Origin of the sequence: Parasphingorhabdus cellanae (assembly GCF_017498565.1) — a bacterium.
GTDB classification, from domain to species: domain Bacteria; phylum Pseudomonadota; class Alphaproteobacteria; order Sphingomonadales; family Sphingomonadaceae; genus Parasphingorhabdus; species Parasphingorhabdus cellanae.
The window spans coordinates 3,192,366-3,212,790 of record NZ_CP071794.1 but is presented as its reverse complement, the minus strand read 5'-3'; the positions used below and the strand labels follow the sequence as shown (position 1 = coordinate 3,212,790).

The following is a 20,425-nucleotide window of genomic DNA, read 5'->3' as shown; positions in this document are numbered from 1 at the left end:
TCTTTTCCTCATCCCAGGGCTTCCCTAACGATCATTTCGACCAGCTCTTCATAACTTATACCCATTTGCTTGGCCTGTTCCGGCACCAGACTGAGCGGTGTCATCCCCGGCTGGGTATTGGTTTCCAGCACGTAGAGTCCGTCCGCCCCGAATTCGTCATCCCAGCGATAGTCGGTCCGCGATGTTCCTTTACAACCGAGGATGGTATGAGCACGTAGCGCGTAATCCAGACAGAGTTTTTCAATCTCTGCGGGAATTTCCGCTGGACAAATATGCTCGGTCAGACCTTCGGTATATTTGGCTTCATAATCGTAGAAACCGGCTTTGGGTTTCAACTCGGTCACGCAAAGCGCTTTGCCGCCAACCACAGCCGTCGTCAGCTCGCGGCCTTTTATAAAGGGTTCAGCCAGCAGTTCGTCAAATTCTTGCCAAGGCCCGGTAACATCCCGGCCAATCGGATTGCCATAGTTGCCCTGATCCGTGATAATCGCGACACCCACCGAAGAACCTTCGTTGACCGGTTTCAAGACATAAGGTCGCGGCAACGGATCGGCTTCGAAAATATCCTTGCTCTTGACCATCTTCCCTTCGGGCATCGGAATACCCGCTGGAACCAATTGCTGCTTGGTCAGTTCCTTGTCGATCGCGATCACCGACGTCACCAACCCGCTATGGGTATAGGGAATCTGCATCAGATCGAGCATGCCCTGCACCGTGCCGTCTTCACCGGGACAGCCGTGGAGCGCATTAAATACAACATCGGGCCGCACGCCATCAAGTACCATGGCGAGATTACGGTCCATATCGATGCGGGTCACCTGATGACCGTTTTTCTCCAGCGCGACGGCAATATCGTTACCGCTCATCAATGATACTTCCCGCTCGGCAGACCAGCCGCCCATCAATACGGCTACATGAAGATTTTCCGGGAGTTTATCGGTCATGCTTCATTCCCCACGCGCTGAATCTCCCATTGCAGGTCCACGCCGCTATGCTCCTTCACTCTCCGCCGTACTTCCTCGCCCAAAGCTTCGATATCCGAAGAGGTCGCACCACCGAGATTGAGCAGGAAATTACAATGTTTTTCCGACACCTGCGCCTGTCCGATTTGCAGACCGCGGCAACCGGCTTCATCGACCAGTTGCCATGCCTTGTGGCCTTCGGGATTCTTAAAGGTCGAGCCGCCGGTTTTGGAACGCAGCGGCTGGGACGCTTCACGCTCATCGGCAATGCGTTTCATTTCTGCCGCTATTGCATCTTTGTTCCCGGGCGTACCGCGCAGGGTTGCTTCGACCACAATCGCGTCTTCTGGCAGTCCGGAATAGCGATAGCTATAGTCCATATCGTCGAGCGAAAATGTCTGGAGACTGCCGTCCCGCAGCACGACCTCTGCGCTCACCAATATGTCGCACATCTCCCGGCCATACGCGCCGGCATTCATACGCACCGCGCCGCCAACCGTACCGGGAATACCGCGCAGAAATTCGGTTCCGGCAAGCGCATTGTCACGGGCAAAGCTCGCGGCGGATATCCCCGGCGCACCGGCACCGCAGACAATCATGTTGGGATCGTCGCTGTGAGGCGCCATCCCTGCAAAGGTTTTGCCCAGCCGCACCGTCACACCGGGCTTGCCGCCATCGCGGATGATCAGGTTGGAACCCAGTCCCAATGGCCAGACCGTCATATCGGCGGGCAGACTGCGCAAGAAATTTTGCAGATCGCTGACGTCCTTGGGCGCGAATAACCATTCGGCCGGACCGCCGCTTTTGAACCAGACCAGCGGTGCCAGTGGCGTGTCGGCAGTCAGCTTGCCGCGGGTTTCGGGAAGAGTGACAGCTACCGTCATAACACAGCACCAAAGTCTTGTGCTCCGCACTTGATGCGGAGCCTAGGGCGACCCAACGCAGCGGTTGCGAGAACCACTCTGGGCTCCGCATCAAGTGCGGAATACGGTATCGTGAAACCATAGCTCATGACCGCGCCGTCTTTATGCCGTCGGCCAATCCCGCAGCCCATTTTGTGATATCGCCAGCGCCGAGGCAAACAATCATGTCCTTGTCTTCCGCCACATCCGCAAGCCGTGCAATCAAATCCGCTTCGTCCGCCACGGTTTCGGCCACCCGGTGTCCACGTTTGCGCAGACCGGCGGCAAGGGCTTCGCTGTCCACGCCATCAATGGGTTCTTCGCCTGCGACATAGACCGGCGTCACATAGACCATATCGGCATCGTTAAATGCCTGCTGGAAATCCTCCATGTGGTCGCGCAGACGGGTGAAGCGATGCGGCTGGACCACGGCGATAACACGGCCCTCTGCGCCTTCGCGTGCGGCGGAAAGCACGGCGCGGATTTCGACCGGGTGGTGGCCATAATCGTCAATGATCGACACGCCGCCCACTTCACCCACCTTGGTAAAACGCCGCTTGACGCCGCCAAACTGGTCGAAGCCGCGTGCGATTTGTTCATCGGTCATGCCCATTTCGAGGCCGACCGCCACCGCTGCGATTGCATTTTCAACATTGTGACGCCCCGGCATGGGGAGCTCGATGCCCTCAATGGTGCGGGTTTCACCATCGCGGTCGCGAACCACAACATCAAAGCGGTTGCCGCCAGGGACGGGTGTGACGTTGACACCCTTCACATCGGCTTGGGCAGAAAAACCGTAAGTGATCAGCCGCCGGTCACGAATGCGCGGCAGGATCGCCTGCACTTCGGGATGATCAAGACATAATATCGCGGCGCCATAGAAGGGTACATTTTCGATAAACTCAACGAAGCTGTCCTTGATCTTATCGAAGCTGCCATAATGATCGAGATGCTCGGGATCGATATTGGTGACCACGGCAATGGTGCCATCAAGACGCAGGAAGCTGCCGTCGCTTTCGTCCGCCTCGACGACCATCCATTCGCTGTCGCCCAGCCGAGCGTTGGAGCCGTAATTATTGATGATACCGCCATTGATAACGGTTGGGTCAATACCGCCAGCATCCAGCATGGCCGCAACCATTGACGTGGTCGTGGTCTTGCCATGCGTCCCGGCAATCGCGATGGTTCGTTTCAAACGCATCAGCTCCGCGAGCATTTCTGCGCGCCGGACCAATGGGATGCGATCTTCCAATGCTTTTTCCACTTCGGGATTGCCGCGCTTGACCGCAGTGGATGTGACCACCACCGCGGTGCCGACGACATTCTCGCCATTCTGACCGATCATCACCTTGATGCCCTTGGCGCGCAGTCCTTCGACAATATAGCTTTCCGCGATGTCAGAACCCTGCACCTGATAGCCAAGATTGTGCATGACCTCGGCAATACCGGACATGCCGATGCCGCCAATGCCGACGAAATGGATCGTGCCAATATCGGTGCCGACCCCCTTCATTGCGTGGTTTCTTTCGCCAGAATATCTTTAGCAAGTGCGGGCCGCTGGTTAGGCAAGATTTGCGATGCTTCCTTTTTGACTTTCAAGGTCTTCGATAGCGGCGACGTACCAATACTTTCGACCAAATCCGCCAGATCGCTGACGGCATCGGGTCGGCCACATTTTTTTGCAAAGCGCGCAGCATTTTGCAGTGCATCAGGACCAAGCGCCATTTTCTGCATCTGCTTGGCCAGTTCCTTGGCGGTAAATTGCGGCTGGGCAATGGACCGCGCGCCGCCAGCGGCAACCATCTCGCGGACATTATGCGTCTGATGATCATCGGTTGCAATCGGCAGCGGGATCAGGATCGCTGGACGGCCCGCCGTGGTCAGCTCTGCAATCGTTGAGGCCCCTGCCCGCCCGATCACGACATGTGACCAACCCAGTCGCTGCGGCAGGTCTGGCAGATAGGTGGCGAGTTCAGCGGGAATATCATGCTCAGCATATTTTTCGCGGACCCGTTCGATATCCTGCTCCCGGCATTGCTGCGTCACTTGCAGCCGCCGGCGCAGATGCATCGGCAACAGGGCGAGACCGTCTGGCACAACATCAGACAGGATTGTCGCGCCCTGACTGCCACCAGTCACCAGCACGCGGAAAATGCCTTCTTCGGTCAGCGGCGGATAAGGTTCTTCGCGCAGCGCAATCACTTCTTCGCGCACCGGATTGCCGACGAGGTGAACTTTTTCCTCATATTTCGCTTTAAGCTTCAGGATATCGGGATAGGAGGTCGCAATCGCATTGACCGAGCGCGCCGCCAGACGGTTGACCCGGCCAAGCACGGCATTTTGTTCATGGATAATCGTCGGGATATTTTTCCGGTTCGCCGCCAGCAACGCCGGAAATGCGGGATAGCCGCCAAAGCCAACGACCGCAGAGGGTTCAAAAGAATCATAAAGCTGCATCGCCATCTTGCGGCCCTTCATGATCGCATGCACACCCGATAGCCAGCCGCGCGGGTCCTTGGTGATCCGGCCAGCCGGTAAAACGTGCACTTGCCCGTCATCAACCATACCGGGAATTTTCTGACCGCGTTCGTCAGTGATCAAGGCGACACGGTGCCCGCGTTGGACCAGTTCCCGGCCCAAAGCATAGGCCGGAATCATGTGACCGCCCGTACCGCCGGCGGCAAGGACATAATGTTTCGTAAAGCTCATCTGGTCACCATCCCATTCGTGACATAAAGTGAGCGATCTAAATAGGGGTTTCTGCGCGTGAATGCCAGCAAGAGTCCAACACCCAGCGAGAGGGCCAAGAACGACGAGCCACCGTAACTGATAAGCGGCAGGGTCATGCCTTTGGACGGAAAGAGCTGAAGATTCACCGCCATGTTAATGAGTGCCTGTCCGCCAAATTGCGCGGTCAGCCCGGCCACGGCAAGAATGATAAAATTATCTTCCTCATCCAGCAACCGCAGGAACACCCGTACGATGATCGCGAGATAGACAATCGCGATGGCAACACAGGCGAGCAGTCCGAACTCTTCACCAATGACCGAAAAAATGTAATCGGTATGCGCTTCGGGTAATTTGAACTTCGCGGTTCCAAGACCGGGCCCGGTGCCCAGCAAACCTCCACCTGTCAGCGCTTTATGGGCGAGCATCACCTGATCAAATTCATCGCCGCCGAACAGCCAGGTGTTGATCCGCTGTGTCGCGACAGGATAGAGGAAATAGGCGCTAACCAACCCGCCAACGCCGACCACACCCATGCCCGCAATTAACCGTGCAGACAGGCCCGAGATCATCATCAGCACGAACCAGATACCGCAAAATATAATCGTCTGCCCCAGATTGGGCTGCATCATCAAAAGGAGAGCGACCACGCCGGTTAGCACGAAAGATAGCGAAATTACCGGCAGCGACGGATCCTTGATCCGCAGCGAAAGCAGCCAGGCCAGCGACACTGCATAAAAAGGTTTCAGAAACTCGCCCGGTTGGATCGTCGCAAAGCCATAACCAATCCAGCGTTGCGCGCCATTAACCGTCTTTCCGAATACCGGCACCAGGAACAGCAAAGCAAAAGCCACAACCGCAGCTATGATCGCGAAGCGCCGCGCCTGTTCTTTTGGCAGCATCGAAACCACTAACATGATCGGAATACCGACTATCACCCAACCAAGCTGGCGATAGAAATAATAGAGCGGATCGAGCGAAACCGCCGCCGTGCTATGTTTTAACGCCGTTACTGGCGACGCTGCTGCCACCGCTATCAAACCAATCGCAATGAGAGTAAGCATCAACGCCAGCAACACCCGGTCCAGTTCCCAGAACCAGATAGACAGTGGCGAACGGTCGCTGCGTCCCAGACGTGATTCCAGTTGAAAGCGCTTTTTCTTCAGGCCCGCGGCAATCTCGGGCAGAGCACCTGGTGAGCTTGTCCCATCTGTCATTATGTGTTGCCCCCAACCGCGGTTCCGATAAGATCATTTTCGATGACGCTATTTGCCGCACAGCGGAAACATTCGCCGCGCGCCTCAAAATCTTTGAACTGGTCGAAAGAAGCGCAGGCGGGCGAGAGCAAAATCACTTCTCCTGGCTTGGCATTGCCAGCGGCATGTTGCACGGCGGTCAGCATCATCTCGCACGGATCGACAGGCATATGCGGCGCAAGTAATTCGCCAAACATCGGTCCGGCATCACCAATTGTATAAGCCTGCACGACATTTCCGAAATAGGGCTCACATTCTTTCAAGTCTTTGCTTTTGGGTAGCCCGCCAACAATCCAGTGGATTTTGGGATAGGCGCCCAGCGCCGGGCCGGTGGATGCGGGATTGGTCGCCTTGCTGTCATTCACGAACAACACGCCTTCCGCCTCAACCATACGCTCCATCCGGTGCGGCAAACCTTTGAAACTTTCCAGAGCAGGCCGCCATTGATGCTCTTGCAGGCCCAAAGCTTCCGCTGCCACGACCGCTGCAATGGCATTTTTCAGATTATGCGGACCTTGCAAAGAAGGCCAGTCTGCTTGCCCTTCCAACAGAACCGTGCTGCTATCGACAATATTCTGTACCCGGCCTTCTGACCGGATAAGCTCAAGTGCCAGCTTGGTTTTTTCGTCATCGCCGCCGAGGATCGCAACATGGTCCGATCCCATCATATCGAAAAGCCGTACCTTTGCCGCAGCATAGGCGTCAAAACTGTCGTAACGATCAAGATGGTCCGGGCTGATGTTGAGTAACATCGCGACATCGCAATCAAGGCCGTAGGTTAGATCAATCTGATAGCTGGACAATTCCAGAACATAGATACCGCCCGCCGCCAGCGGAACCTGTGACAGGATGGGCAAGCCTATATTTCCGCCCATATGGGTCGGCAATGCTGCGCTCTGAATGATATGGTGGATCAGCGCGGTGGTGGTAGACTTGCCATTAGTGCCGGTAATTCCAATCACACGATGCGGCGGAAGCGATCGCCGCGCCTGCGCAAACAATTCAATGTCACCGATAATCGGCACACCGTCATCAGACGCTTTATCGCGGATCGGATGCGCGTTGAGCGGCACGCCCGGCGACACGATAACCGCATCATAATCGCTAAGATCCGCCTCCAGCGGGTCAGCGATAATCGCCTTGTCCTTGGCCGCCTCACGCAAATCTTCGCGCGCGTCCCAGGCTAATATTCTGGCGCCACTCGCATGCAGAGCATCAAGCGTCGCCATGCCGGATCGCGCCAAGCCTAAAATGGCATAGCTTTTATTGGCAAAGGCGGAGGACCGTATCATCTCAGTTTAAGTGTCGCCAGGCCAGCCAGTGCCAGAACCAGACTGATGATCCAGAAACGGATCACGACAGTCGATTCAGACCAGCCAAGCTGTTCAAAATGGTGATGGATAGGGGCCATGCGGAACACCCGCTTGCCGGTGCGTTTGAAAAAGAAAACCTGCACGATGACCGAAACGGCTTCCAAAACGAACAACCCGCCAACAATCGCGAGCACAATTTCATGGTGGATCGAAACAGCGATGGCACCGAGTGCCCCGCCAAGGGCAAGGCTGCCGGTATCGCCCATAAACACAGCCGCGGGCGGCGCGTTAAACCACAGGAAAGAGAGGCATGCACCAATGATGCAGGCGCAGAAAATTGCCAATTCACCTGCGCCGGGCACGAAGGGAATACCGAGATATTCTGAAAATACCGCATTGCCGGATAGATAGACGAGGATCAGAAAGGTTGCGCTGGCGATTGCCACTGGCATTGTTGCCAGGCCGTCTAGGCCGTCGGTCAAGTTCACTGCATTGCCGGAACCAACAATGACAAACATGGCGAAAGGAAAATAAAACCAACCGAGATTGATCTGAACATCGTTGAAGAACGGAACATAGAGATTGGTGCCGATCTGTTGGACAATGATCCATGTCGCAAAACCGGCGACGACAAATTCCATCAACAATCTTACACGCCCGGATACACCTTTATGGCTGGCTTTGCTGACCTTGTCATAATCGTCCATGAATCCAATGGCGCCGAAACCCAACGTCACAAAGATACAGGCCCAGACAAAAATGTTGGAAAGGTCCATCCACAGCAACACGGAAATGACGACCGACGTTAAAATCATCAGCCCCCCATAGTCGGCGTGCCTGCTTTTTTCAGATGGGTAATCGGCCCGTCTTCACGGATGGGCTGGCCTTTACCCTGCCGCATCCGCAGCATGTTAATGAACCGTGGGCCGATCAGCATGCCGATAAACAAGGCGGTTGCGATGGCCGCGCCCGAGCGGAAACTCAAATAGCGAAAGACATTGAAAATACCTTCAAATTCAAGCCATTGTGCCAATAGATAAAACATTAATACTCCCCACTCACCAAAGCCGATACGACTTTGGCAAGCCCCAGATAATTTGAACCCTTGATCAGAAGGATGTCTTCGTCGCTGATTTTCTTTGTCACTTCCGCCAATATTGTTTTGGTGACTGCTTCCGAAGAGCCAGCGACATGAGATATTTCGCGAACATGATCAAGCTGTTCTGAAACCAATTCCAATAGCTGGGCTTGCGCATGAACCATCTCGTCGCCGACCAATATGATGACCTCGGCGCCAGAGGCAATGACGTCATCGGCCAGCGCTTCATGATAGGCCTGCGCTTTGTCCCCAAGCTCGCCCATTGCACCGAGCACAACGATTTTCTTGCCGCGACAGCTTTCGTTCGACAGCTGATCCAGAGTGGCTTTCATGGAAACAGGATTGGCGTTGTAACTCTCGTCAATCAGCAGCGCCTCGCCGCCATCCTTAAGTTCAATTTGATGCCTTTTGCCGCGCCCGTCCAAGCCGGTCAATTCTGCTAAAGCCAACCCGGCCGACGCCAAATCCCCGCCAACAGCGCGAACCGCGGCCAATATGGCCAACGCATTGGACACCCAATGCTTGCCAGGCTCGGCAACCGTGAAACACAAACTGCGATCCCCGTCACCGTCATCGCGAAAACTGGCGGTCACCAATGAGCCGCCACCTTGGGCAGGAACAACATCAATAGCGCGGACATCCGCCTGTTCGTCAAAACCGAAACTCACGACCTTTTTGGTGCTTCGCAACGCCGCTTTACGAAGCCGCTCATAATGGGGGCTGTCATAGGGGATGATCGCGGCGCCTTCATGGGTCAGGCCTTGAAAAATCTCTGCTTTGGCATCGGCAATCGCTTCGACACCAGAAAAATGCCCAATATGGGCTGGCGCAATCGCGGTGATAATTGCAACATCAGGGCGCACCAACCGTGTGAGCTGAGCCAACTCCCCGGCATGGTTCATGCCCATTTCAAAAATTCCATATTGGCATTCCGCCGGCATACGCGACAGGCTCAGCGGAACGCCAACATGGTTATTGTAGCTTTTCACCGACCGATGGGCCTTTCCCATGGACGCACGGTTCAAAGCTGCAAAAAGTGCTTCTTTGGTGCCAGTTTTGCCGACAGAGCCGGTCACACCTATAATTTTGGCATCGGTTCGCGCCCGTGATGCGATGGCGAGTTGGTTCAGTGCCTTCGTCGTATCCGATACCAATATATGCGGACCATCGACGGGCTGACTGACCACGGCACCAGCACCGCCGGCAGCATAGATGTTATCAACATAGAGATGCCCGTCGCTCTGTTCACCCTTCAGGGCAAAAAAGAGGTCGCCTGAACCGATTTCCCGTGAATCAAAAGCAACGCCATTGACTTCAAAGTCAGCGCTGACCGCACCCTGCACAGATTGCGCTATAGCGGAAGAGGTCCACAAAGCGGTCATATCGCAGTCTCCGATTGCCGCGCGCCATTGGCGTCGCGTGCACATTCCCGCGCGACTTCGACATCGTCAAACGGAATGACGCGATCACCAATGATCTGGCCTTGCTCATGGCCCTTGCCGGCAAGCAAAATAATATCATCCGCACCCGCAAGGGCAATGGCATGGGCTATGGCCGCCCGCCTATCGCCAACTTCGGTGGCGTCTTTTGCACCCGCCATAATGTCTGCACGAATGGCCGCCGGGTCCTCTCCGCGCGGATTGTCGTCTGTGACGATCGCTATATCCGAAAGCTGCGCGGCCACTTTGCCCATTTCCGGCCGCTTGCCTTTATCGCGATCACCGCCCGCGCCGAAAATCGTAATCAGCTTGCCTTTGACATGGGGCCTCAACGCATCAATCGCAGCGCGCAGGCCATCTGGTGTATGCGCATAGTCCACATAAACAGGCGCGCCGATTTTTGTAATGACCGCGCGTTCAAGGCGACCACGCACCGGCTGTACCCGCTGCATATGGTCAAACACATCCTCTAGCTCTCCACCCGTGGCTAATACGGCACCTGCCGCACAAAGTATGTTTGCGGCCTGATACGCGCCAATGAGCGGTAGAGATATACGATGCGTATTGCCCTGCGCCTTGACCATTAATACCTGGCCCAATTGCGTTGGGGTACGGGACAACAGGCGCAGCGATGTACCCTGTTCTCCGACTGTAAACAGGTTCAATCCGCGATCCATGGCGCGCTTGATAACCGGGCCAGACCAGTCATCATCCGCCCAGACCACGGCTGTACCACCGTCGTCAACGACCTCATCGAACAACCGCATTTTAGCCTCGAAATAGCGGTCCATGTCGCCATGATAATCCAGGTGATCACGGCTGAGATTGGTGAACACACCCACCTGAACCGGCAACCCTTCGGTCCTATATTGGGACAGACCATGGCTGGACGCCTCAAATATTGCGTGACTCACGCCCTCGCGGGCCAGACCGGACATGTTGGACAGAAAAGTAACAATGTCAGGAGTCGTAAGCCCGGTCTTTACCTGCTCGTCCGCCGTCGTGACACCCAGCGTACCGATGGACGCGCTGTTCAAACCAGCCATGCGCCAAAGCTGCCGGGTCATCTCGGCCGTTGATGTCTTGCCATTGGTGCCCGTGACCGCCGCAACATATTGCGGCTTCGGAGTGAAATAGCGCGCGGCCATCAATGCAAATACACGCCGTGGTTCGATATCCGCTATATGAGCAGCGCCTTCAACTTCAGCATTGGGATGCGCAACAATTGCTATCGCACCAGCGCCAATCGCCGCCTCGATAAAATCCTCGCCATTGACCTTAGCGCCTTGAAAAGCGCCAAAAATATTACCCTGTGCGATCTTACGATGGTCAATCGCAAATCCGGTGACATGGGCTTCACCTTCTTCGCTTTCCAATGCCGCATCATTAAGCCCGGCGATAAGAGCGCTTAATTTCATGCTCTATTCCTTCGGCGACCAGAGAAGCGGTGTCAGCTCCGATACATCAACGTCACGGTGTTCATCGGGTACGACCCCCAGCATCGGTCCAACGCGCGGTACAACCTTCCGCACCACTGGCGCAGCGGTCCAACCCGCCGTCCGCTGAAATCCTGTCTCGGCATTGCCTTTGGGTTCATCAAGCATCGCGATGACGACATAGCGGGGATTATCCATTGGAAAGGCCGCCGCAAATGTGGAAACAAGAGAGGTCTTGTTATAACCGCCATTGGAGGGCTTTTCAGCAGATCCCGTCTTGCCGCCAATCCGGTAACCCGGCGCATCTGCTTTGCGTCCTGTACCATTTGACACAATCATCCGCAGCAGCTGCCGCATCCGTGCGCTGGTCGCGGCCTTGAATACACGGCGTCCTTCTGCTTCCTCACCCGGCTCAACCTTTAGCAAAGTGGCCGGACGCCAGATGCCGCCATTCACCAAAGCAGCATAAGCGCTGGCCAAATGAAGCGGCGTAACTGCAATGCCATGACCATAAGCCACGGTCATATTGGTCACCCGACCCCAGCTTTGCGGCCAAAGCGGTCTGCCGCGTTCAGCCAGTTCAATATGCGGCCGCTCGTCAAATCCAAGCCGACGGATCATGTGCTCCATGCCCTCTTTGCCGAGATTGTCTGCTAATCGAGCGGTGACAATATTGGAACTATGGACCAGTGTTTCCGGCACATTGAGATAGCGGTTCTGACCATGATCATCTTTGATCGTAAATTGACCGACCTTGATCGGTTCTGTTGCATTATAGCGCACAGCTAGATCGGTGACGGTCCCGGCATCCAGCGCCGCCGCTACGGTCAACGGCTTAAAAGTGGACCCCAGTTCAAACACGCTTTGCGTGACTTCATTGGTCTGATACTTCATCGTCGCTTTGCGAATTTTATTTGGGTCAAATACCGGAAGTGATGCCAGCGCCATAACTTCACCGGTATGGACATCCAAAATAATGCCGGCGGCACCGCGGGCTTCATGGGCTGTCATGGCCACCATGAGTTCACTTTCAAGCGCAGCTTGCACGCGGCTATCGATCGACAATGCTGTTGGCGCGCCACGCAAGCTCTCATCTTTCAGGCGGTCGTTTAACACCCGCTCCATGCCCATCACACCTTCGCTATCCGCATCGACATAGCCCAGGACATGCGCCGCCAAATCACGTTGCGGGTATAGCCGTTCATTCTCCCTTGGGAATTCAATGCCGATCTCGCCCAATGCATGGACCTGCTTAACTTCATTGGGCAAGGCACGGCGCCTTAGATATGTCGGCCGCGATCCTTTGAGTTTGGCAAGAAACTCGCTCGCCGTAGTATCCGGAAAAAGTTCTGAAAGCTGCCGTGCCAGCAAATCCTTATCGCCCAACACGCGTTCGGGCACAACGCGAACGGCATAACCTTTCATAGTCCGCGCCAGTGGAACGCCATTGCGATCGACAATATCACCGCGCGCAGGCACAAATGCCGAACTGGATATCCGTGTCGGTTTCGCATCTTCCAAAATGCTTAAGCTGATCAGTCGTCCAACGATGACCGTAAAGATAGCCAGAAATACCAGCAACAAAACCATCAAGCGAAAGTGGGCGCTGGCTGCTACTTCCTTATTCTTACCGGAAAACTGCACTTTTCTGCTGCTTGCCAGAAGGGTGGTCATTGAGCACGGCTCCCCGCCTGCTCGGTATCTGCCCTCGCGGCAAGTTGCTTGATAAGCCCGTCATCAAGCAACTTGTCTTCCATGTCAGCGACTCGCGCGGTCTTCGTTTCGCGCAGCTCCTCAGCCGTTGGCTGGTCACCAGCTTTTGCACTGTCCCCGCTTATCGAGATAGACGCGGTGTCACCGGTATCACTATTTCGCACTCTGGCGGAAGCGGTTGGAAAGACTGAGCCGATAATCCCGGCTGGCTGAACTTTATCCATCGTGCTGATCACCGCAACCTTTACCGGTTTGCGCAAATCTTTGCCGCCAAGATTGGCGAGCGCCCGCTCCCCATCCAGATATTGAGAAGCCTTGGGCGATACATAACCATATTCCAGCTTGTTCCAATGCTCCAGTTGCCGCAGATTGGCGCGCGCACTAAATTCTGTTTCCAGATAGCGGATTTCTTTTTTTATCGACACAATTTTGCTGTCTGTCCGCGCCAAATCACTGCGCAAAGTCGCGACACTCAGAGACAGGGGATAGAGCAAGATCGCGACAAGAAAAACCAGCGCGAGCCATCCTATGCCTTCAAGACGCTTGACTGCCAGTTTCATTGCACGCCTCCTGTCGCTGCATTTATGGGCGCGTCGGAACGCACCGCTGATCTGAGGGTGGCGGAGCGGGCTCGGGGATTAGAGACCTGCTCCGCCCCGGCCGGGCGCACCAGTTTGGCTGGTTTATGAAAGGTGGGCGCCGGCCGTGTTTCGGAAACTTGTGGTAAGTGGCGCGAACCAGCGGATTTTTGACCGCTGCGATCACGCAGGAAATTTTTGACAATACGATCTTCGAGACTGTGAAAGGTCACGATGGCAAGACGGCCACCGGGCTTCAGCAGACGTTCTGCTGCAACCAGGCCGTCTTCCAATTCGCCTAGCTCGCGATTGATATGGATACGGATCGCTTGAAATGTCCGCGTTGCCGGGTCTTTTTTTTCACCCGGTTTTTGACCCAATACCTTACGAACCACATTCGCCAGCTCAGATGTGCGGGTTAACGGACGCGCACTGACAATCGCGTTGGCAATTTTACGCGAACGCCGCTCCTCACCATAGCGGTAGATGACATTGGCTATTTCCTCTTCTTCCGCTTCGTTGAGGAAGTCAGCAGCGCTGGGCCCGTTCTGAGACATGCGCATGTCAAGCGGACCGTCTTTCTGGAAAGAAAAACCGCGCTCCGCCTGATCGAGATGCATGGAAGAAACACCAATATCCAGTGCAACCCCATCGATGTCCTCACCATTCAGAACATCCGCCATCCGCGAAAAATATTCATGGTGCAAAACCAGCTGACCATCCGAAGCTTCGACCAGTGCTTCGCCACTGGCGATCGCATCGGGGTCCTGATCAAAGCCGTGCACTGTGGCACCGGCAGCGATCATCGCCATGCTATAGCCGCCTGCTCCGAACGTGCCATCAACATGCGTTTCGCCCGGGTAATGGCGAGCGCATCGATCACTTCATCGAGCAAGACGGGAATATGCGGGCTGTCCGGAGCTGCTGTCGCTTCTTTGGGGGTCATTTCTTTTTCCCCAATTCGCTCAAATGGAATTCCACCAGACGCTTGTCGACTGGAACATCATCGGTCGTATCGAGCAATGCTTGCGGTGCCCAAAGGCAGAAAGTCTTGCCGATACCATGAAAAAGGACATTGTCTTTCAGACCGCCAATCGCCTGCAACATCGGCGGCAGAACAAAGCGGCCACTGGCATCAAAGCTCAGTTCTTGCAGGGTTGAGAATTTGCGGGCACCAGCAGCATCGCGGTCATAAGGCTCTGACCGGGCGATGGCGATTTCTTCTTCCTTGTCGATTTCGACCAGCATGTCGATCTTGCGGCTGAGGCCAAAACCGACGAGACAATCCCATTTTTCATGTTTGCCAAGACACAAGGTGCGTCCATCACTGCTGGCGATCAAGTCTTTACGCAGGAAAGCAGGAACGGACAGGCGACCTTTATCGTCTATCGCGGAAATTCCTGATCCTGAATAAGCGTAATTGCCTGACACAGCCTCAATCCCTCAACTCTATCGAAAGGCAAACTCTCCTGCTTGGAGAAGCGCGCAATGAGCCACTCCCGAAACACCAGAATCCCGGACAGGAAATTTACCCCGATAACGAAATAGGGTTAACAGGGGAAAGCCGGGGATGAAAGGGGATTTTACGGGAATTTAAGGGATTTTAAGGATGGAATCTCGTATCTATCTGATTTATATTGATTTTATTTTAACCCTCTCTCGACGGAACTGGTAATAACTCCGGTTAGTTGTTGGAAACACGGGCAATAACCTGCCTCGACACTGCGGACTCTGGCAAGAATCACTCACCATCGCGCAAATCTGTGATCAGAATATCGATCAACCCTTTGGCATCCCCGACACCGTCTTTATTAGCCCCGCCTTCAATATCAGGCCACAAAGCATCGTTGAGAAAATCCGCATCGGCAAATATAATTGCGCGGCCTTTGCCAACGCTGCAACTCGCCATAACATTTGCGGTGCTTAATACACATTCACTTTGGTCGGATGATTTCTGCGCCGACAGTTTAAACGTGCCAATACCGGCAGTCGATATGGTGGCTCCTGAGAATTCCAGCTCAACGCCGCCGGAGCCAGCCTCGTCAGGCGCTTGCAATTCCAAACCCCAATGCTCCAGAAGCGGGGACAATAAACCGGATGCCAAAGGCCGACGTTGATCACCCAACGGCAAGTGGGTCGGCCATAACAACATCGGGTCCGTCAATATAATCGCCTTGCCCCCTGTACGAACCCACGCATCAACCGCAGCGATATCCGCCGGAGCCATGGCGGGTGGCTGAGCCAGCAGGACAATATCGGTTCCGGATTTTTCCAACGCTTCAAAACTGTCCACGGCAGCGATGTCATAGTTTTGTTGCCAGTGCGCGTAAATCGGGGCTGGAGATGTCTTACCGGACAATATCGATTGCATCGAAGCGCCTTCGCCCCAGATGATCGGTAGGCTTGTCATCAATTGAATTTTAACCGGGGCGCTATGTTGTGCAGAATTTTCAGCGGAAGCATTGGTTGCCGCAGGACTGCATTGCGTGAGCAAGCCAGCGGCCAATAGAAGCAAACCGGAAACAGCGATCCGCGTCAAAGACTACCGTTCCTTATCCATGCGCGCTTCCAGCTTCGGGTCAGGCTCCAGATCAGGAACAACTTGCGCGCGGGTTCCGGGTACGGTGGGCACAGGCTGGACAACTTCGTCCTCTGGCACGGGCGCTGCCGTAATACCAAGCTCTGCCAGCGGTTCAGCCGGTGCAGGCGCTGGTGCAGGCTCAGCTTCAACAGCCAGTCGGCCCGCATTTTCCAATGCTTCGGCCTGAATTTCCTCAATCGCGGATTGTTCATCACTAGCGCGCTGCAACACAAAATTGGCTACGCTGACAACCATCAACACTGCGACCAGCCCGACCACACCGACTTGGATGCGTTGGACGGTATCCTGGCCATCATTGGGTTTTTTGACATTCTGTTTTTTAGGGTCTTCAATCATCATCTATGAGCCAGGGGAAAACTGGCAATCCTTTTTCTTTGAGCCATCCGGCATTGTAGAGCGACGACAAATACCGAAAACCGGTATCACAGAGTATGGTAGCAATCTTGCTGTTTGGCCCCAATTCTTTGCCCAATGCAATAGCACCGGCCACATTAATCCCGGATGAGAGGCCAAGACAAAGCCCTTCTTCCTGCAACAAACGCTCAACCCACTTCATGCCTTCTTCGTCGCCGATGCGATATTGGGTATCAATGGGAGCGTCTTCCAGATTACCGGTGATCCGCCCCTGGCCGATCCCTTCAGCCACGCTGCTGCCCTCGGACTTCAGCTCGCCATGGGCATAATAGTTATAAAGCGCTGCACCATGCGGATCAGCCAGACCGATTTTTACTTTTTCATTTTTCGCCTTCAAGCCCATTCCGACGCCAGCAATCGTTCCGCCCGTGCCGGCTGCACAGACGAAGCCGTCAACCTGGCCATCCAGCTGTTCCCAGATTTCCTCGGCGGTTGTTTCGATATGGGCGCGGCGATTGGCGACATTATCAAATTGGTTGGCCCAAATTGCGCCCTCGGTCTCTTCCGCCATGCGGCGAGAGGTATGCACGAAATGCCCTGGGTTGGCATAAGGGGCGGCGGGAACCAAAACCAGCTTTGCGCCCAGCGCGCGTAACGTATCCATTTTCTCACGGCTTTGGGTTTCGGGCATGACAATGGTCGTCTTATACCCCTTGGCATTGGCGACGAGCGCAATCCCGATACCGGTATTCCCGGCCGTGCCTTCGACAATCATCCCGCCGGGTTTGAGCAGTCCGCGTTCTTCGGCATCCTGCACAATGAAGAGCGCAGCACGATCTTTCACCGAAGCGCCGGGATTGGAAAATTCACATTTGCCATAGATGTCGCAGCCAGCCTCTGCACTGGGGCCAGCAAGATGGACGAGCGGTGTGTTGCCGATTAGATCAAGCGTATTTGGTACTATGTTCATAGTGCCTTCCATAGTCTGGCTGATGATTGACGACAAGCGGGGACAATTTGGGCGGGGCAAAGCGCAGCTTTATGGCTACTCTATCTTTTGCGCTTTTCTATCAGCGATTTGCTCACTAAGTTTACAATGTGTGCAGGGTGTTTTCCGATTTTTTCCGCGACTGTCATGAGATCAAAGTTCACACAAATCACTGCCGACATGGAAGCTAAGTCTATCTTGCTAAGTTTACAATGTTCACAACCCCTTTTTACTCTCTCTATCGGGTCGCTTGATTTCAAAGTTCACACATTTCACACCCGCCTGCTCACGTGATCTGTTTTCCGGCTTCGGGTGTGTATGATGGATTTTGAATGGCAAGTTCATGGCTGACACCATATGTGATCATGGTCGATGTAGGACAGATGTTTCGAACGGCCCCCGACCATTTTCCGTTCCAACCGGCCACTGGCTATCCGTCCTTGCGCCACTCCCCCAGCGGCAAGCCTTCCACGGTCCATTCACCGATCCTCCAGCGCACCAATCGCAATGTCGGATATCCAACCGCCGCCGTCATCCTGCGCACCTGCCGGTTGCGGCCTTCCTTGATCGTCAACCGAAGCCAACTGTCTGGAATATTTTTGCGCACCCGGATCGGCGGATCTCGCGGCCATAGCGAGGGATTATCAATAGGCTCGACTTCTGCTGGACGCGTCATGCCATCTTTCAGGCGAACTCCTTGCCGCAAACTATAAAGGGCCTCTGCATCAGGCTTGCCTTCAACCTGCACCAGATAGGTTTTCGGCATCTTATATTTCGGATCGGCAATCCGCGCCTGCAATTTTCCATCGCTGGTCAGCAGCATCAACCCTTCACTATCCCGGTCCAGTCGGCCCGCTGGATAGACACCGGGCAAGTCGATAAAGTCCGACAATGTCGGCCGCGCAGTCGGGCTGCCGCGATCGGTAAATTGTGGCAGCACGCCAAAAGGTTTGTTGAACAATATGAGTTCCGCCATGCCGTGTCTGTGGCATTGATGACCGGTTGGAGCAATGGAATAGCGCCGATGACCAAACGGAAATTTATTGGATAGGCGAATGAAATCTGTTTCCCTAAGGAGCATCCATGCAATTCAATAATTTCGATATCGCGGCCTTTCTTCAGGACAACTGGCAAAAGAAACCGCTATTCCTGAAAAACCCGTGGACCGCTTGGGACAATCCGCTGGAACCCGATGAGCTAGCCGGACTGGCGGTTGAGGAAGGAATTGAGTCGCGTCTCATCATCCGATCAAAAGGTTCTTGGCAACTGGAACATGGCCCTTTGCCAGCTGATCGTTTTGATACGTTGGGCAACAAACATTGGACGTTGCTGGTGCAGGCGGTTGATCACCATGTGCCAGAGGTTGCTGCTCTGATCGAACCGTTCCGTTTCATACCCAATTGGCGCATCGACGACGTGATGGTGAGTTTTGCCGCGGACAAAGGCGGGGTTGGTCCGCATTTCGATCAATATGATGTGTTTCTGATCCAGGGCGCTGGCAAACGTCGCTGGCAAGTGGGCGGCCATTGTAATGAGAACAGCGCGCTGTTGCCGCATGATGATCTGCGATTACTCGCCAATTTTGAAGCGACAGAGACATTCGTCTGTGAACCCGGCGACATTCTCTATATCCCGCCGGGTGTCTCGCATAATGGCATCGCCATGGGCGATGATTGCATGACCTATTCCATTGGCTTTCGGGCGCCGTCGCGCAGTGATCTTATCGGTCATTGGTGTGATGATCTGCTGGCCGATATGCAGGATGATGATCGCTATAGCGATCCTGGTATTGAGGAGCAGTCCAATCCCGGTGAGATATCATCGCGCGCCGTCGATCGGCTGCACGCAATGATTACCGATAAAATCGGCGACCGCAAAGCCTTTGCGCGCTGGTTCGGACAATATAGCAGCACCCCGAAATATTCGGAAATGGACTGGAAACCGGATGAAAAAATCGAGATGCCAGCGCTGCGCGAACGATTGCAGCAAGGCGAAATACTGAGCCGCAATCCGGCCAGCCGCTTTTCCTTCATTCGCGAGGATACCGGAAATTCGCTGTTATTCGTTGATGGCGAAACCATGATATGCGCCGGCGACACCATATCATTCGCAGAAACATTATGCGCGCAAGACAAAGTGACCATCGACGCGGCACTGGCCGATGCCGACGATGTGATGGACTTAATCTTGAAGCTATTAAATCACGGCTGCCTGGCTTTTGATCTTGAGGATTAGCGATCAGTAACGATTTCGGTCGCCGCCATGATCACGACAAATCAAATTTTTCCGGCACCATCTTGGCCAGCATCTTGTTGCAGGCGGTTAGATTGCGCTGAAAAATATCATGCGCGTTCATCGCTTCCAGAAACGCCGTCAAGGCGGGCCATTGAGCTGGATCGGGTGGTCCAGCGATCAAATCCGTCTGCATCAATTGCGCCGCGATGGAGATATCAGCGATGGAGAGCTTGTCTCCGAGAAAATATTTGCCGCCGTCGAGTTGCCCTTCGAGATAGTCCCAGAGCGGCGGCAATTTTTCATTCCATGTCTTCCGCGCAGTTTCCAAGTCCGGTTCCTTGCCGGTCATGGCGGAAAAGATAATCGGCCGGAACACGCCGCCACCGCCATTCATCGCCAATACGCTGTCGGCATATTCCTCCAGCCACAAAGCGCGGCCATAGAGGAATGGATCATCAGGATAAGCTGACGGTTGCGGACATTTCTTTTCCAGATAGCCGCACATGGCTGAACTATCCGCAATCGTCCCGGCCGTTCCCTCAGTGCCAATCGACATGTCCCGCAAAGCCGGAATCCGTGCCAGCGGACTGATCTCCAGATACCAGTCCGGCATCGCCATGATATTTATCGCTACGCAATCATAGTCCAGCCCCTTGAGCGCGAGCACTGCCTCCGCCTTGCGTTGGAAAGGGGATAGCGGCGATCCGTAGAGAATATAGGGTGCGGTCATTGATAGGGCTTTCCGTTGTTTTTCTGGCTGCTTATGAGCGAGAAGATCAACGAGATGTCAATAACTGATAATTCATCCGGGACATTCAGGC

17 protein-coding genes and 2 pseudogenes are annotated in these 20,425 nt (G+C 54.6%); 1 reads left to right on the top strand and 18 read right to left on the bottom strand.

All coding sequences use genetic code 11. The features are described 5' to 3' along the window. Positions 1-8: 8 nt before the first annotated feature. The 17 genes and pseudogenes from J4G78_RS15405 to J4G78_RS15325 all read right to left on the bottom strand — a co-directional run bounded on the left by J4G78_RS15405 (position 9) and on the right by J4G78_RS15325 (position 18,345). On the bottom strand, positions 9-944 hold the full coding sequence (locus tag J4G78_RS15405; RefSeq protein ID WP_207987404.1) for a D-alanine--D-alanine ligase: 936 nt from the start codon (positions 942-944) through the stop codon (positions 9-11). Continuing rightward, positions 941-1,846, bottom strand: a complete 906-nt coding sequence (gene murB, locus J4G78_RS15400; protein ID WP_207987403.1) for a UDP-N-acetylmuramate dehydrogenase — start codon at positions 1,844-1,846, stop codon at positions 941-943. The genes J4G78_RS15405 and murB overlap by 4 nt, the downstream gene beginning before the upstream one ends. A gap of 124 nt (positions 1,847-1,970) precedes the next feature. Continuing rightward, positions 1,971-3,377 carry a UDP-N-acetylmuramate--L-alanine ligase gene (gene murC / locus J4G78_RS15395; RefSeq protein WP_207987402.1) on the bottom strand — a complete coding sequence of 469 codons (1,407 nt, stop codon included), beginning with the start codon at positions 3,375-3,377 and terminating at the stop codon, positions 1,971-1,973. Continuing rightward, positions 3,374-4,573, bottom strand: a complete 1,200-nt coding sequence (gene murG / locus J4G78_RS15390) for an undecaprenyldiphospho-muramoylpentapeptide beta-N-acetylglucosaminyltransferase (RefSeq protein ID WP_207987401.1) — start codon at positions 4,571-4,573, stop codon at positions 3,374-3,376. Before murG ends, murC begins: the two co-directional genes overlap by 4 nt. Beyond that, positions 4,570-5,808: an FtsW/RodA/SpoVE family cell cycle protein gene (locus J4G78_RS15385; RefSeq protein ID WP_207987400.1), complete on the bottom strand. Its 1,239-nt coding sequence runs from the start codon at positions 5,806-5,808 to the stop codon at positions 4,570-4,572. Before J4G78_RS15385 ends, murG begins: the two co-directional genes overlap by 4 nt. Next, positions 5,808-7,139, bottom strand: coding sequence for a UDP-N-acetylmuramoyl-L-alanine--D-glutamate ligase (murD, locus tag J4G78_RS15380; RefSeq protein ID WP_207987399.1), 1,332 nt, complete (start codon positions 7,137-7,139; stop codon positions 5,808-5,810). The genes J4G78_RS15385 and murD overlap by 1 nt, the downstream gene beginning before the upstream one ends. Then, positions 7,136-8,205 (bottom strand): annotated as a pseudogene (gene mraY, locus J4G78_RS15375) (phospho-N-acetylmuramoyl-pentapeptide-transferase). The gene murD and the pseudogene mraY overlap by 4 nt, the downstream one beginning before the upstream one ends. Then, on the bottom strand, positions 8,205-9,641 hold the full coding sequence (locus J4G78_RS15370; RefSeq protein WP_207987398.1) for a UDP-N-acetylmuramoyl-tripeptide--D-alanyl-D-alanine ligase: 1,437 nt from the start codon (positions 9,639-9,641) through the stop codon (positions 8,205-8,207). The pseudogene mraY and the gene J4G78_RS15370 overlap by 1 nt, the downstream one beginning before the upstream one ends. Then, complete coding sequence (locus J4G78_RS15365) at positions 9,638-11,116, bottom strand: UDP-N-acetylmuramoyl-L-alanyl-D-glutamate--2,6-diaminopimelate ligase (protein WP_207987397.1); 1,479 nt, start codon at positions 11,114-11,116, stop codon at positions 9,638-9,640. The genes J4G78_RS15370 and J4G78_RS15365 overlap by 4 nt, the downstream gene beginning before the upstream one ends. Positions 11,117-11,119: 3 nt before the next feature. Continuing rightward, on the bottom strand, positions 11,120-12,808 hold the full coding sequence (locus tag J4G78_RS15360) for a peptidoglycan D,D-transpeptidase FtsI family protein (protein WP_207987396.1): 1,689 nt from the start codon (positions 12,806-12,808) through the stop codon (positions 11,120-11,122). Continuing rightward, positions 12,805-13,407 carry a hypothetical protein gene (locus J4G78_RS15355; protein ID WP_207987395.1) on the bottom strand — a complete coding sequence of 201 codons (603 nt, stop codon included), beginning with the start codon at positions 13,405-13,407 and terminating at the stop codon, positions 12,805-12,807. Before J4G78_RS15355 ends, J4G78_RS15360 begins: the two co-directional genes overlap by 4 nt. Beyond that, a pseudogene (gene rsmH, locus J4G78_RS15350) lies at positions 13,404-14,371 on the bottom strand (16S rRNA (cytosine(1402)-N(4))-methyltransferase RsmH). Before rsmH ends, J4G78_RS15355 begins: the two are co-directional and overlap by 4 nt. After that, positions 14,368-14,856, bottom strand: coding sequence for a division/cell wall cluster transcriptional repressor MraZ (locus J4G78_RS15345; RefSeq protein ID WP_207987394.1), 489 nt, complete (start codon positions 14,854-14,856; stop codon positions 14,368-14,370). Before J4G78_RS15345 ends, rsmH begins: the two are co-directional and overlap by 4 nt. 310 nt (positions 14,857-15,166) lie before the next feature. Next, positions 15,167-15,964, bottom strand: coding sequence for a Gldg family protein (locus J4G78_RS15340; protein WP_207987393.1), 798 nt, complete (start codon positions 15,962-15,964; stop codon positions 15,167-15,169). Between the two features lie 3 nt (positions 15,965-15,967). Further along, positions 15,968-16,366 carry a hypothetical protein gene (locus J4G78_RS15335; protein WP_207987392.1) on the bottom strand — a complete coding sequence of 133 codons (399 nt, stop codon included), beginning with the start codon at positions 16,364-16,366 and terminating at the stop codon, positions 15,968-15,970. Then, the gene (locus J4G78_RS15330) at positions 16,356-17,351 is read right to left on the bottom strand and encodes a cysteine synthase A (RefSeq protein ID WP_207987391.1); all 996 of its coding nucleotides are present in this window, start codon (positions 17,349-17,351) and stop codon (positions 16,356-16,358) included. Before J4G78_RS15330 ends, J4G78_RS15335 begins: the two co-directional genes overlap by 11 nt. A 448-nt stretch (positions 17,352-17,799) precedes the next feature. Further along, positions 17,800-18,345 (bottom strand): pseudouridine synthase, encoded by a 546-nt coding sequence (locus tag J4G78_RS15325; protein WP_207987390.1) that lies wholly within the window; start codon positions 18,343-18,345, stop codon positions 17,800-17,802. A 107-nt stretch (positions 18,346-18,452) separates the two neighbouring features. Here J4G78_RS15325 and J4G78_RS15320 point away from each other — a divergent pair, with 107 nt between their 5' ends. Then, complete coding sequence (locus tag J4G78_RS15320; protein WP_207987389.1) at positions 18,453-19,604, top strand: cupin domain-containing protein; 1,152 nt, start codon at positions 18,453-18,455, stop codon at positions 19,602-19,604. Positions 19,605-19,635: 31 nt separating this feature from the next. Here the strand turns inward: J4G78_RS15320 and J4G78_RS15315 are convergent, their stop codons facing one another. Continuing rightward, positions 19,636-20,334 carry a glutathione S-transferase family protein gene (locus tag J4G78_RS15315; protein WP_207987388.1) on the bottom strand — a complete coding sequence of 233 codons (699 nt, stop codon included), beginning with the start codon at positions 20,332-20,334 and terminating at the stop codon, positions 19,636-19,638. Positions 20,335-20,425: the final 91 nt, after the last annotated feature.

Excerpts from the sequence above, each read along its gene's own strand:
- J4G78_RS15405 (WP_207987404.1), bottom strand. The coding sequence starts at position 944 with ATGACCGATAAACTCCCGGAAAATCTTCATGTAGCCGTATTGATGGGC.
- murB (WP_207987403.1), bottom strand. The coding sequence starts at position 1,846 with ATGACGGTAGCTGTCACTCTTCCCGAAACCCGCGGCAAGCTGACTGCC.
- murC (WP_207987402.1), bottom strand. The coding sequence starts at position 3,377 with ATGAAGGGGGTCGGCACCGATATTGGCACGATCCATTTCGTCGGCATT.
- murG (WP_207987401.1), bottom strand. The coding sequence starts at position 4,573 with ATGAGCTTTACGAAACATTATGTCCTTGCCGCCGGCGGTACGGGCGGT.
- J4G78_RS15385 (WP_207987400.1), bottom strand. The coding sequence starts at position 5,808 with ATGACAGATGGGACAAGCTCACCAGGTGCTCTGCCCGAGATTGCCGCG.
- murD (WP_207987399.1), bottom strand. The coding sequence starts at position 7,139 with ATGATACGGTCCTCCGCCTTTGCCAATAAAAGCTATGCCATTTTAGGC.
- J4G78_RS15370 (WP_207987398.1), bottom strand. The coding sequence starts at position 9,641 with ATGACCGCTTTGTGGACCTCTTCCGCTATAGCGCAATCTGTGCAGGGT.
- J4G78_RS15365 (WP_207987397.1), bottom strand. The coding sequence starts at position 11,116 with ATGAAATTAAGCGCTCTTATCGCCGGGCTTAATGATGCGGCATTGGAA.
- J4G78_RS15360 (WP_207987396.1), bottom strand. The coding sequence starts at position 12,808 with ATGACCACCCTTCTGGCAAGCAGCAGAAAAGTGCAGTTTTCCGGTAAG.
- J4G78_RS15355 (WP_207987395.1), bottom strand. The coding sequence starts at position 13,407 with ATGAAACTGGCAGTCAAGCGTCTTGAAGGCATAGGATGGCTCGCGCTG.
- J4G78_RS15335 (WP_207987392.1), bottom strand. The coding sequence starts at position 16,366 with ATGATGATTGAAGACCCTAAAAAACAGAATGTCAAAAAACCCAATGAT.
- J4G78_RS15330 (WP_207987391.1), bottom strand. The coding sequence starts at position 17,351 with ATGAACATAGTACCAAATACGCTTGATCTAATCGGCAACACACCGCTC.
- J4G78_RS15325 (WP_207987390.1), bottom strand. The coding sequence starts at position 18,345 with ATGGCGGAACTCATATTGTTCAACAAACCTTTTGGCGTGCTGCCACAA.
- J4G78_RS15320 (WP_207987389.1), top strand. The coding sequence starts at position 18,453 with ATGCAATTCAATAATTTCGATATCGCGGCCTTTCTTCAGGACAACTGG.
- J4G78_RS15315 (WP_207987388.1), bottom strand. The coding sequence starts at position 20,334 with ATGACCGCACCCTATATTCTCTACGGATCGCCGCTATCCCCTTTCCAA.